Source organism: Methanosalsum natronophilum (assembly GCF_024808815.1).
Lineage (GTDB): Archaea > Halobacteriota > Methanosarcinia > Methanosarcinales > Methanosarcinaceae > Methanosalsum > Methanosalsum natronophilum.
Genome location: NZ_JANUCS010000026.1, coordinates 1 through 12,444, shown reverse-complemented (window position 1 = coordinate 12,444; position 12,444 = coordinate 1). Strand labels below are relative to the sequence as shown.

At 30.3% G+C, this 12,444-nt stretch carries 10 protein-coding genes and 3 pseudogenes; 10 read left to right on the top strand and 3 right to left on the bottom strand.

Annotation, left to right across the window (positions count from 1 at the left end; translation table 11 throughout):
* The first annotated feature begins 217 nt into the window (after nucleotides 1-217).
* The 3 genes and pseudogenes from J2T59_RS09875 to J2T59_RS10250 form a co-directional block, all read left to right on the top strand.
* Nucleotides 218-1,582: a Gfo/Idh/MocA family oxidoreductase gene (locus J2T59_RS09875; protein ID WP_259135767.1), complete on the top strand. Its 1,365-nt coding sequence runs from the start codon at nucleotides 218-220 to the stop codon at nucleotides 1,580-1,582.
* 13 nt (nucleotides 1,583-1,595) lie between these two features.
* Nucleotides 1,596-2,822, top strand: a complete 1,227-nt coding sequence (locus tag J2T59_RS09870; protein ID WP_310572676.1) for a CDP-glycerol glycerophosphotransferase family protein — start codon at nucleotides 1,596-1,598, stop codon at nucleotides 2,820-2,822.
* A gap of 141 nt (nucleotides 2,823-2,963) precedes the next feature.
* A pseudogene (locus J2T59_RS10250) lies at nucleotides 2,964-3,065 on the top strand (IS5 family transposase); the annotation flags it as partial.
* Nucleotides 3,066-3,134: 69 nt separating this feature from the next.
* On the opposite strand, the pseudogene J2T59_RS09865 reads toward J2T59_RS10250, so the two are convergent.
* A pseudogene (locus J2T59_RS09865) lies at nucleotides 3,135-3,428 on the bottom strand (IS1634 family transposase); the annotation flags it as partial.
* Between J2T59_RS09865 and J2T59_RS09860 the strand changes: the two are divergent.
* From J2T59_RS09860 to J2T59_RS09835, 6 genes are all read left to right on the top strand, one after another.
* Nucleotides 3,419-4,027 carry a sulfotransferase gene (locus J2T59_RS09860; protein WP_259135766.1) on the top strand — a complete coding sequence of 203 codons (609 nt, stop codon included), beginning with the start codon at nucleotides 3,419-3,421 and terminating at the stop codon, nucleotides 4,025-4,027. The pseudogene J2T59_RS09865 and the gene J2T59_RS09860 overlap by 10 nt on opposite strands.
* Nucleotides 4,024-4,209 carry a hypothetical protein gene (locus J2T59_RS09855; RefSeq protein WP_259135765.1) on the top strand — a complete coding sequence of 62 codons (186 nt, stop codon included), beginning with the start codon at nucleotides 4,024-4,026 and terminating at the stop codon, nucleotides 4,207-4,209. The genes J2T59_RS09860 and J2T59_RS09855 overlap by 4 nt, the downstream gene beginning before the upstream one ends.
* A gap of 16 nt (nucleotides 4,210-4,225) precedes the next feature.
* Nucleotides 4,226-5,206: a glycosyltransferase gene (locus J2T59_RS09850; protein ID WP_259135764.1), complete on the top strand. Its 981-nt coding sequence runs from the start codon at nucleotides 4,226-4,228 to the stop codon at nucleotides 5,204-5,206.
* A 160-nt stretch (nucleotides 5,207-5,366) separates the two neighbouring features.
* Nucleotides 5,367-6,542 (top strand): glycoside hydrolase family 88 protein, encoded by a 1,176-nt coding sequence (locus J2T59_RS09845; RefSeq protein WP_259135763.1) that lies wholly within the window; start codon nucleotides 5,367-5,369, stop codon nucleotides 6,540-6,542.
* Nucleotides 6,532-7,485, top strand: coding sequence for a glycosyltransferase family 2 protein (locus J2T59_RS09840; RefSeq protein ID WP_259135762.1), 954 nt, complete (start codon nucleotides 6,532-6,534; stop codon nucleotides 7,483-7,485). The genes J2T59_RS09845 and J2T59_RS09840 overlap by 11 nt, the downstream gene beginning before the upstream one ends.
* Before the next feature lie 102 nt (nucleotides 7,486-7,587).
* On the top strand, nucleotides 7,588-8,388 hold the full coding sequence (locus J2T59_RS09835; RefSeq protein ID WP_259135761.1) for a hypothetical protein: 801 nt from the start codon (nucleotides 7,588-7,590) through the stop codon (nucleotides 8,386-8,388).
* A 97-nt stretch (nucleotides 8,389-8,485) separates the two neighbouring features.
* On the opposite strand, the pseudogene J2T59_RS09830 reads toward J2T59_RS09835, so the two are convergent.
* Nucleotides 8,486-9,339: pseudogene (locus J2T59_RS09830) on the bottom strand (IS5 family transposase).
* A 617-nt stretch (nucleotides 9,340-9,956) separates the two neighbouring features.
* Between J2T59_RS09830 and J2T59_RS09825 the strand changes: the two are divergent.
* A complete protein-coding gene (locus J2T59_RS09825; RefSeq protein WP_259135760.1) occupies nucleotides 9,957-11,501 on the top strand; it encodes a transposase in 1,545 nt (514 codons plus the stop codon).
* Nucleotides 11,502-12,111: 610 nt separating this feature from the next.
* On the opposite strand, the gene J2T59_RS09820 is transcribed toward J2T59_RS09825, so the two are convergent.
* Entirely contained in the window at nucleotides 12,112-12,309 is a 198-nt protein-coding gene (locus J2T59_RS09820; RefSeq protein WP_259135759.1) for a hypothetical protein, read from the bottom strand.
* Between the last annotated feature and the right edge of the window lie 135 nt (nucleotides 12,310-12,444).

Below are 12,444 nucleotides of genomic sequence, written 5' to 3'. Positions count from 1 at the left end.
CATTCATGTCCTGTACCTTCTTTTTGAGGTTTTTGATCGAACTCTAATAAGGTACAGGACTAATTATAATTTTACAGCAATTTAGTGACGCTGTCAGAAATCCTTATGAATAAAGGAGATACTACATTGAATATTGTAATTTATTACTAAAATAAACTAAATTTAACAATATAATTGGATATAGAAGATTTAACAAGGTTATATCAAAGGAATAAATATGAAAAAACAAACATTAGTTATAACATATGGTACATTTGATCTTTTTCATGATGGTCACTACAAACTCCTTAAGAGAGCTAGAGATTTAGGTGACCAATTAATAGTTGGAGTTACAAGTGAGATTTTTGATCAGAACAGGGGTAAATTGAATGTACAAGACGAGTTGATGCAAAGAGTAAATAATGTTAAAAAAACAGGTTTAGCGGACAAAATAATAATTGAAGAATACGAGGGACAAAAAATAAATGACATAATAAAATATAATGTTGACATATTTGCAATAGGGTCGGATTGGAAAGGGAAATTTGATTATCTTAAAGAGCACTGTGAAGTAATCTACCTTGATAGAACAAAAGGTATTTCAAGCACAGAGCTAAGAAGTAAAAAAAGTGGTATAATAAAGCTTGGTATAATCGGATATGGAAGAATTGCTGAAAGATTTATTGCAGAGTCAAAATTTGTAAGTGGAGTAAACATTGAAGGAGTTTTTGGTTTAAACTTATCACGGGTAAAACTTTTTGCTGAAAATCACGAATTAAGTTTCCATACAACTAATTTTAGTACATTCTTAGAAAAAGTAGATGCTGTTTATATTGCATCCCCACATCTAACACACTATGAATATACTAAAAAGGCTCTAGCAGCAGATAAACATGTTTTATGCGAAAAGCCTTTAGTTTTGAATGTCGATAATGCTACTGAGCTGTATTCTTTAGCGTTGTTAAAAGATAGAGTTCTTTTAGAAGGAATAAAAACTGCATATTCACCAGGTTTTTTAAGATTAATTGGCTTAGCTAAAAGTGGGCTTATAGGTACAATAAAAAATGTAGATGCAACATTCACAAAATTAGTTAATCAAAATTGCAGAGAGTTGAATGCTAAAGAGGCTGGTGGAAGTATTACTGAATTGGCATCATACCCTCTTTTAGCTGCAATAAAAATATTAGGCCGTGATTTTGAAAATTTTTATTTTTATTCATATTTTGATAGTGAAAAAAAAGTAGATTTATTTACCAAATTCAATTTAACGTATTCAAACTCGATTTTTACGGGAAAAGTTGGTCTAGGAGTAAAGTCTGAAGGTGATTTAATAATATCCGGAACCAAAGGCTATATATATGTGCCTTCTCCTTGGTGGAAAACAGAGTTTTTTGAAGCAAGATTTGAAAACCCTGAATACAATAAAAAGTATTTTTATAAGTTTGAAGGTGATGGATTAAGATATGAACTTGCAGAATTTATTTCACTCATAAACGATAGGAAAAAAACTAGAGCAAATTATAAACTAAAAGTAGATGATACCATTCAAATAATCAAAATAATTCAAGCATTTATCGATAAAGAGAATGTAAAAGAAATATGACAGCGAGGGTGAAATGTCTCTTATTATAGTACTTCATGATATTATTATGAACTTATTTGCAAAGTTTATGTCCGCTATACTTTATATATTCTACCTTTTTAAAAATAGAGAGTATGGTAATATTATCATCTTCGGATCACGCAATGGAAATTACTATATGGATAACAGTAAATGCCTTTATGAATGGTTCCTAAAAACCAATTCTAGAGACGTTATCTGGATTACTAAAAATGTAAACGTATATCAGAGCCTTAAATCGAAAAATTGTCCTGTTGCTTTAGCCTATTCATTTAAGGGTATAAGAGTATTAAACGAGGCTAAAGTTGGTTGCTATACAAATACATTATTAGATATTTCATTAACTAAGTATTTAATTCCTAAAGATTTAAAACTGATTTTCTTGAGTCATGGACAATCAGTGAAAAATTCTAGGCTAACTGTAAATAGTGGAATTAATGAAAGTTTCAAATCTAACTTTATGCACAAAAATGAACAAATAGTGGCTGCTACTACCACATCAAAGTTCATAGCAAGAACAGAGCATAAAAGTGAAGGAATATGTTTAGATAAATACAAAACAACAGGATTGGCCAGAAATGATTGGTTATTCAATACCAGTTCAAGCACAAAAAAAAGATGGAGCAGTTTTGTGTTAAACTTGGACTATAACAAAGTTGTATTATATGCACCTACATGGAGGATGCACGGAGAAAAAACAGTTTTCTTCCCTTTTGATGATTTTAATTTATCTGAAATAACAGCTTTTTTAGAGAATAAAAAAATATTACTACTAATAAGACCACATATTAAAGATTTATCTGACGATAGAAAATATAGAAAAGATATTGAATATATTGCATCATCTAGCAGGTATATTATGTTAGCAGCGAATAACGAATTTGAAGATGTTAATATAATTCTACCTTTTGTTGATATACTAATTACGGATTATTCTTCTATATATCATGATTATTTATTGCTCGATAAGCCAATTATTTTTATTCCTTATGACTATGAGCAGTTCAATCGGTTAAATGGGTTCAAGTATGACTACTTCAATAATCTTCCAGGTCCATCTATAAAAAGCTGCAAAGACCTAGTTTTTAATCTTAAAAAAATAACTGACGGAATAGATGAATATGTTGATAGTAGGAAAAAACTGGCCAATAAAATTCACTATTATAAAGATGATAGCTCCTGTTTAAGAATAGAAAAATTAATCAATTCCTTAGAGAAATGACACTTATTTATTTTTTTGCTTCAAAAGACATGGCAAGGCTCTGTAGAAATCCTATTTTCCATTACCACTTCAACCTAATATTATAAAAAGGATAAGTCCCCTGTGTTTTTTTGGTAAACAAACAAAAACAACAGGGGATGAATGTTTTTGTCAGGAAAATACTTAAACTTTATTGATACAGCCATTGCTGTCTCAGGAAGATCTCATCTTTCATTGTATCCTAAGTTTGCCAGTTTAAACTATTTTTGATTAAATATTACTAATTTTTGTCGGAAAATGAGTTTGCCAGTTCAGCTAATTTTGTTGATTTTACTATGATTTTAGCCACTTTGGACTCAATATTAGTGTATTTATTGCATCAAAATTAGAATAAATGAACTTTTTTACCTTCTTTTTAGCAAAATCTACGGTAACTGTCAAATTCAATAAGCTTTTTTTTATGAATTTTGTTGATGTAGATTTGAGTTCTTTGAACTCAAACCGCATCAACGAGATAAATAACTGTGCTATGAACCCAATGATAATAGCTCCATAGATGCTAGCACCCGACCATACTCTTAATGGTTTTATCTCTATTTCGTTCTTGAGCGAATTGATTGTTTTTTTGCATAGGCAGAAATAAAACAGGTACAACTTCAATTAAGAAAGCATTTCAAGACTTAGGTTTTATCGTGGGTAATCAAAGAAAAGCAGAAATCTTGTATGATAAATACTACTTTAATGGTAAATTTGAACCAATTATTGAATACTGCAAAACTGCTCAGGTATTTCAGGATGTTCCTTTTAGTTGTCCAGATACATTCAAATATCTTGATCAAGCCTATCCTGGTAGTAAATTTATTCTCACAATCAGAAATAATCCAGAACAATGGTATAATTCTATTACAAGATTTCATGCCAAAAAATTTGGATTAAATGGACGCATTCCAACTACAGAGGATCTTTTAAATGCAGAATATATACGGAAGGGATTCATGTACAATACAGTTAAATTGCATGATACTCCAGATGATGACCCTTATAATAAACAGATTATGATTGATCATTATAAAAAATATAACTCAGATGTAATTGATTATTTTAAGGATAGACCACAGGATTTACTTGTAATAAATCTTGCAGAGCCTCAATCGTATATGAGATTCGTCAAATTCGTTGGTATAAATTCGCCTTATTCGGATTTTCCGTGGGAGAATAAAACATGAAAAATAAGATTTACAAGCAGTTAAAGTCGCTTCAAAGAAATCTGGTAGATGGTACTTCTCCTGATTTTCTTATAATTGGTGCTCAAAAATCAGGTACAACTTCCCTACATCATTACCTTCAGAAATTTTATAAAGATCCGAATAGAAAACTTTTTGATATAATTGGTAAAATCAACTGGTAAATAAGAGGTTAGAATTATGAACAGTAAACCTTTAGTGAGTATTTGTTGTGCTGCCTACAATCACGAACCTTACATTAGAGACGCTCTTGAAGGTTTTGTCATGCAAAAAACGGATTTCCTATTTGAAGTCATTATTAATGACGATGCATCAACCGACAAAACAGCTGAAATAATAAAAGAATACGAGACGAAATACCCCGATATTATAAAACCAAATTATCAGGTTGAGAATAAATATTCAAAGGGGATAAGACCCAGTACAATTACATTTAAACTTGCTAAGGGTAAATATGTAGCTCTATGTGAAGGAGATGATTACTGGACAGACTCTTTAAAACTCCAAAAACAGGTGGATGAAATGGAAAAACATCCTGAATGTGATATGAGCTTTCATCCAGCTTTGGTTATCTATGATGATGGGTCAAAGAAAAATGAATACAGGACATATCTTAAAACAGGAAATAAAATTATTCCGCCTGAAGAGATTATTCGAAATGGTGGTGGGTTTTGTCCTACAGCTTCGTTGATGTTTAGGAAAGAAGTTTTGTCTGATCTACCGGAGTGGTTTAATGATGCACCGGTTGGCGATCAATTTTTGCAAATTCACGGAGCACTAAGAGGGGGAGCAGTTTATATTGATGAACCAATGTCAGTATATCGGAGGATGGTAAACAAATCTTGGAGTGATAATATGAAAAACCTCAAATATGCACTAAGCCACAATAATAAAAGAGTAAGATATTTAGAACGATTTAATAAAGATTTAAACTATAAATATAATGACGAGTTCAAATATCAAATATCATTCTGGTTGTGGGACAGCGCATGGAGATCTTTATCTGAAAATAAACATTCAGATTTTAAGAAATATATAATGCAAAGTTGGAATATTTATGCTAAAATATCAACAAAGCAGGCTATTTTATTTTATTGTAGAAATATTCCATTTTTAAATCTACCTGTAAAGGCAATGACATTAGTAAAATCTATAAAATAAATATAATGGAAATCATGTTCTAAATTTACTTTAATTCACCTTAACCATTTTATTTATTTTTAAATTCTATTATATACAATACAATACAATAAAAATGAATTATAAATTGTTCTAATAATTTAAGGTTTGTCAATAGCTGATATTACAAAATAGTGATCATATGAACGAAACAAGTTTACACCAACTACTAATAAAATCATCAAAAATAGTCCTAGAAAAAGAGCCATTCGGTGGTTGTATGAGTCCAGGCCACAATGGACTCTATAATGACCCAGAAACACCTGTTAGAAACTCTGGACATTGGCTTATAACTTTTTCAAAATGCTATGAGTTAACTGGAGACATAAAATACAAAAATAAAGTTTTAGAAATTGCAGAATATTTGTCTTCTAAAAAAGCAAGACCTTATGGTTTTTCATTTTATCATCGAGAAAAAAAAGGAAAAGATAGATGTAACGGCCTTATGGGCCAGGCGTGGACTATTGAATCTCTCGTTAAAGCTACTGAAGTTCTTGGAGATGAAAAGTACAGAAAACTTGCAGCAGAAGTTTTCAATCAGCATCCTTTCAATCATGAATATGGACTCTGGCATAGGCTTGAGGTTGATGGTAAAGTATTATCTATGGATGAAACATTCAATCATCAACTATGGTTTGCTGCTGCAGGTTCATTACTAGGAGAAAAGTACCCTGGAATTATGGATAAAGTTAACTTTTTCATGGAAAAGCTTGATAAAAATCTAATAATTTTAAATAATGGATTAATACACCATCATATTGAAACTCTTAGGCAAAGTTTGGCAGCAAACAATAAAAATGATACTCTATTACTGAAGCTTTCAAAGTTAAGGTACAATAGTATACTACAAAAAATTCCAGTCTTTGGTATGGACATAAATTCCAGAATTCAAAAACAGCTCATCAAATCTATTGGCTACCATTCATTTAACATGTATGCATTTGCACTACTTTATCAGAATATACCGGGAAATAAGTTTTGGGATTCAAAAAAGTTCAAACCAACCCTTAATTATATGTTAACTGATGAGTATATTAAGAAGTTAGAAGATAATAAGTATGGTTACCCCTATAATCCACCTGGTTTTGAAGTACCTTTCGCACTTTTTGTGTTAAGCGAAATGAACAAATCGGAATATATTAAGTTAGCTAATTGGTGGACCAATAAACAATTTAATAAATGTTACAATGGTAAAACAGGGCTAATGGATAGAAATACATATGATCCACTTACTCATACGGCTAGAATATATGAAATTTCACGTCTGCCTAACCATATTTTAAAACAAATTGAAATAAAAGATTATAATGAAAATTAATAAGATTAAAAGCGGATTTTCATCAATTTCAGTAATAGTCCCAGTATACAATGATCCAAAAGGAATTACAGATACACTTGATTCACTCGTAGCTCAAGATTATCCTGGTGATTTTGAGATAATTGTAGCCGATAATGGTTCTAATGATGATACTATTTCAATAGTAATGAACTATCAAGTTAAGTACCCAAGGTTAATAAAGCTAGTTGTAGAAGAGGAAATACAGAGTTCATATGCTGCTAGAAATAAAGGTATTGGTATTGCAAATGGCTCATTAATAGCATTTATTGACGCTGATATGTGGGTAGGTCCTAGTTGGTTAACAGAGATTCATGATTCCATAAAAAACAATAATACTGATTATCTCGCATGCAATGTTGAATTAGTTTCTGAAAGCGATTGTATATTCGCATCATATGATATAATAAGTGGGTTTCCAATAAAAGAATATCTTGAGAAAAGACATTTCGCACCTACATGTTGTTTAGTTGTAAAGTCTAGCTTATTTTCTATAGTTGGAAGATTTGATCAAAAGCTTATTTCAAGTGGAGATTATGAATTTGGAAATCGAGTGTATAATGCAGGATATATGATGAGGTTTGATCCAAATATTATTATGAAACATCCTGCAAGAAATAGTTTTCAACAAATAATTAAAAAATCCTTCCGGATTGGTAGAGGATTGTATCAATTATCTTTATATCACCCAGAACTCAATAAATCATTTAAAAATAGTCTAGTCAACTCTATAAATGTATCAAAGGTTTCTGAAAATAATTGGGCTTTTTTTACATTTAAGAAAAATGGTGTAATTTGGAATGATTTGCCATTTCATTACAAAATACTATTTTACTATATAGATATAATATCTAAGATAGTGAAACTAATTGGGCTTGCTTATGAAAATGCTATCAATATTAAACTCTTTGATATAAACAAATAGGTTAAAAGTTAGATTATAAAAAAATTAACAATTTTCACATCGTTTTAGTATCTCAAATTAAGCAATAATAATAATTACGGGTATTATATGAAGGAACTACAAGTGGTAAAAAAATACTATATAAATACTAAAGGAAATATTAGAACTAGTTTCTCAAAAATCAAAGATTATTTTTTCCACAGGCCTTTATATATAATCTTAGTTCTAACCTACAGGTTAAAGTCTAAAGCACAGTTACATGATGCTGATCCCCTAAAAACACTATATGTCAATCCACATGATATTAAATATGTGTCAGGTTTAAGTGGAGGATCTTTTAATATACATAAAATTGGACTAGTTAAGGATGGGAACTGGGATCAAAAAAAAAAGCCATTTATTAATCTAGATGTTCCCCATGCCATACATGAACATTTCAAGTATAGAAAAAAGTGGGAAGATATAGACATAATTAAAGACGCGATTAAGCAGGTAAAAAACGGAAATCGTGCATTCAAGAGTAATACCTTAAATGAACTAATCAAACACTGCGAATATATAGATTACCTTTATAGTGAAATTTCATCAAATGGATATATATCTGGTAAAGATATCAATAAATTCAGTTCTTTTGAAAGAAAAAAATTTAAAAGTATTATTGGAAACAAATTTTATAATAGGTACAATGACGTTGCAGTAGATATTGGTCGCAATGGAGAGCTACTTTTTGTTGATTGTAGACATCGATTAGCAATTGCACAAGTATTAGATATAAAAAAAATTCCAGTATTAGTTCAAGCACGGCATAAAGAATGGCAAGATCTACGCAAGACGTTAGCAGAAGCCGGTTCTTTAGATGATTTACCAGAATCAATTAAAATTCAATTAGAACATCCTGACTTAAAAGATATAGTTGAAGATTGACGTTTTTGAGCGTTTTATAAAATTATACACTTCAACATAAAAATAAATTTAGGTTCAGCTCTGTAAAAAATCCTATTGAATAATAATGGTAAAAAAGTTATATCTTTATATTATGGATTAATAGCTTACATTTTACTTCATTTAATTGGTTTCCGTACTTTTTAGCTTTGACTCTTCACCATAATTTCATTTTAGAACTGAGAACACTTTATCCACCAATCTTCTCAAATGTTAGGGTTTCTTATCAAACTCTTTAACCATTTTCCTACGGTATTCACTTTTTAGTCTCTTTCTTTTCCTCTGTCTTACAAGGATAAGATGACTTGAATTCATGTTCTCTCGTATGAGAACATGAATTTGTTCAGAGTCATACCCCTTATCCAGGACATAGTATTCTGAATGACGAAGTCTATGACATTGCTTCAGTAATGTCGTTGCGTGTTTTGTATCGTGTACAGGTTTACTTGAGATCTTAAATCCAGTAACAATAAATTTTTCAACATCAATTGCTATACTTGTTTTTAGGTATGATCTCCTTTTCTTTCCAGTCCTCATTGAATAATAGTAACTACAATGTCCACCTGTAAATCCACTTGAATCAATAGCAGTAAGATATATTCTTTCACCATGATAATAAAAGAGTTTTAGAGTTTGTTTCAACATACTGTTAAAAAATAGTGTTGGTATTCTACTCATGAATTTCTGTAATGTTGTGAAATGTGGTACCTTCTTTATTCCAAGTTTATTCTGTACCTTATCCATTAATTCAATGAGTTCTACGAAGTTTCTATAATCCTCATTTAAGTATTCTTTTAGTAAAACCAGTGTCATTAACTGGTGCTGAGTATATTTTCTCTTAGAATACTTACTACTATACAATGGAAGATGGGATCTTCCTGAGACAGCAATGGCTGTATCAATAAAGTTTAAGTATTTTCCTGACAAAAACATTCATCCCCTGTGTTTTTTTGGTAAACAAACAAAAAAAACAGGGGACTTATCCTTTTTATAACATTAGGTTGAAGTGGTACTAGAAAATAGGATTTCTACAGAGCCTATCAATAGTAAACTCTTTAATGTAAAGAAATAGCTAAAAAATTAGATTTTATATCTCATTTGTCTATACATAAGAGATAAAAGTGTTCTTAGCTTTGTATTATTTGATACTGGCAAGCTTAAGTTAAAATCCAATTTTAAGCCTCATATATTTTGTTACCTTTTTTTTCTCTTTTAAGGAATAGCTCAATTCTTTCAGCTCTTTTAAATTCTATTTCAATGAATTGATTTTTTCCAACTTATCCTTGTAGTCTTCGATATTTCACTAATAATTTACACTTAACTTAACTTTAATCTAATTCTGTAATCTTCTATGAATTCTTATATGAACCTAAACCATTCACTCTTAAATCAGCTTTATGGTCCAATAAGATATTCTAAAACATTATTTCCTAATTAATTTGCTTTATAACTTTTTAAAATTAATATTGAATACAAATAGAATATATTATACTTTATTAGAGCATTATTTAACTTAGAAACAGAAAAAAAAGCTCCAAATATGTATAATCATGTTTAAAATAATAACCAAAGCATATAAATTTTGTGCATTCCAATTGAATGACTTTCCTACCATATCTAGCAACATCGTAATTAATTTGAAAACGCTAAAAGGACAAAGCTCATACAAGAAATTGTTTAGTAAATTCACAAGAGTAACTGTAGATACAATTAAATGTAGACCATTTTTCTTAGATCAGTCTCTTTTAACAGATTATTCACACACGATTGGGAATGAAGAACCAAGAGACATTGACATTAGCATTGGTTATATCTTAAAAAATCCGAATGACTTTAAAATTCATGTCGTAACTTCAAATGGTAAAAATAAAAAATCCAGACAAACATCAAAAAGACACTTGTTACATATATTTCAAACAATGCTCACAGATTTCCTACGAGAAAACATCAGTAGTATCAAGAACAGAATCAGATTACCATATAGAAAGATTCCAAGAACCACGGGCAAATATGTGGAAGATAATACAGGTATCCCCAAAGACCAAATAGCAGCCTTTAACTCATTCAGAGGCTTCAAGGGATATTTGAATCGTCTTTTTACCTTAAACCCTTCTCTTAATAAATTCTTTGATTCTATTCAGAATGAAATGGGATACAAGACTCAATATGACTTTTTAAACTTTAAAAACATAGTTAAACTAGAAATTTTAAGGTGTAAACTTGCTTATTCTAATATTGAAAGCTTTGTAAGAGATTATAATGAAAATAAAACAATTCAAAGGGAAATAAATATTCAAAACAATGGCACTTTATCGCTGTCATCTTATAGGAGAGGTTTACATAAGGTTTCAAATCAACTTTTAAAATATGCACAATCACTAATTATTGAATGCAGATATCTGGGATTGATTGATGATAAGATATGGGCATGGGATAGACGTTTTATCAAACGCAATTGTAATGGAATTAAAAGCAGATCAACGGGTTTGACTTCTGACTCGGATTCTGGAAAGTATGTGAAAAGATCGGGGTCATATAATGTGTTATCAGGAACCGGGTACACTGACACATGTATTGTAGATTCCTTATTTGGATTACCAGTATATTGGGATGCAGTTGATGCAAGTAAAAACGATAATACTGTATTTCAGGAAACTGTTAGAAAATTTCAGTTGCCTAAACCTAAATCTAGAAACTCAATTGTTCTATTGGCAGATGCAGGTCCGGATAGTTACAAGTCCAATATTGAAGTCATTAATAGAGGAGTAATTCCAGTAATAGCTGCAAGATCTAATAGTGTAGGAAATATTCTGAAAACAGATAGGGGTAACCATTTCAGAGCAGATTACATTCCAAGAAAATACCATCATCTTCTACAAAAGTTATATGACATAAGGACCACTGTCGAAAGAAAAAACTCATTTGAAGTTGTAGGATATAATCGGTCAAAAACGTTGACTAGGGGCATAGAAGCTGCAAGGATGTTTGTAACAATAAGGAATATTACTGCACTATTGACAGCATTGACTGCTTTCAAAGTACAAAGAATTGATCTTATCAGGTACCAAAGCGCTTTTAGGAATCTAAAATATTAAGCATTTAAAAGCAAATTTAAGAGCAAAAAGGGGTTATAATGGGTTCATTGCTGAAATGAAGCCTGAAGGGCATAATTGGTTTAGGCTCATATTAATAAAATAATCGATAGCATAGAAATAGAAAATGCATTGATACGTCTGCTAACTTGTTTTCTAATAGGATTATTGGACAGGAGGAACTTGAACAATCAATTGCTCAAAAGTATCAGAAAAAGGGGTATATAAGAGCTCTAAGCTGGATATAAAGATGAAACCCTCAAATCCCTACATGATGAGGTGGAGTTAAGAATACCACTGTTAGGATGTTTGTGTTTAAAAATAAGTTGTTTGATAAATATTCAACCTAAGCTTGCCAGTTAAAACTAAATTTATCAAGTTCCCTAATTTTTCTCAGAAGATGATTTTACAGTTAAAATTATATTGATTTTAGTATGGAGAATTTCATTTAACTGCTGATTTTTTCTAACATAACTTATTTCTCATATTTTTTGTGAACAATGTCTTACTTTTTTTATATTTTTTAGTTTGTTTTGAGATTTTATATTCCTTTCTTAATCTTCAATCTTTTTTATCTAATTAACTTTGAGTTCGTCAATATCTCAACTACTTTTCATGCCTGTGCAATACTTTCACGAAATGACCAGATAGTAGTTTTATCAGGAATCTCTGAAAGAAAAAAGATAATGCCTAAATAAGGTTCTGTCATTGGCCTGTCTTTGAACTTCAGGGTCGTATACAACATGCAACGCTGCAATACTAAAATATTGATCATAGCAATCCCATCGTTGTTTGCTTTGACACACAACATTAATCGCTTTTTATAAATCTTTGCAATAATTGCACAAAACGAGGCTGTCAAAAACTTTGGTGTTAAACTTTATTGGATATGTTCCCTTCCCAATATCCTCTTTTAACACTTAAATAATTCAATATCCCACTCGGT

What these genes read in the sequence shown, in the direction of transcription:
- J2T59_RS09875 (WP_259135767.1), top strand. Translation starts at nt 218, where the DNA reads ATGAAAAAACAAACATTAGTTATAACATATGGTACATTTGATCTTTTT.
- J2T59_RS09870 (WP_310572676.1), top strand. Translation starts at nt 1,596, where the DNA reads ATGTCTCTTATTATAGTACTTCATGATATTATTATGAACTTATTTGCA.
- J2T59_RS09855 (WP_259135765.1), top strand. Translation starts at nt 4,024, where the DNA reads ATGAAAAATAAGATTTACAAGCAGTTAAAGTCGCTTCAAAGAAATCTG.
- J2T59_RS09850 (WP_259135764.1), top strand. Translation starts at nt 4,226, where the DNA reads ATGAACAGTAAACCTTTAGTGAGTATTTGTTGTGCTGCCTACAATCAC.
- J2T59_RS09845 (WP_259135763.1), top strand. Translation starts at nt 5,367, where the DNA reads ATGAACGAAACAAGTTTACACCAACTACTAATAAAATCATCAAAAATA.
- J2T59_RS09840 (WP_259135762.1), top strand. Translation starts at nt 6,532, where the DNA reads ATGAAAATTAATAAGATTAAAAGCGGATTTTCATCAATTTCAGTAATA.
- J2T59_RS09825 (WP_259135760.1), top strand. Translation starts at nt 9,957, where the DNA reads ATGTTTAAAATAATAACCAAAGCATATAAATTTTGTGCATTCCAATTG.
- J2T59_RS09820 (WP_259135759.1), bottom strand. Translation starts at nt 12,309, where the DNA reads ATGTTGTGTGTCAAAGCAAACAACGATGGGATTGCTATGATCAATATT.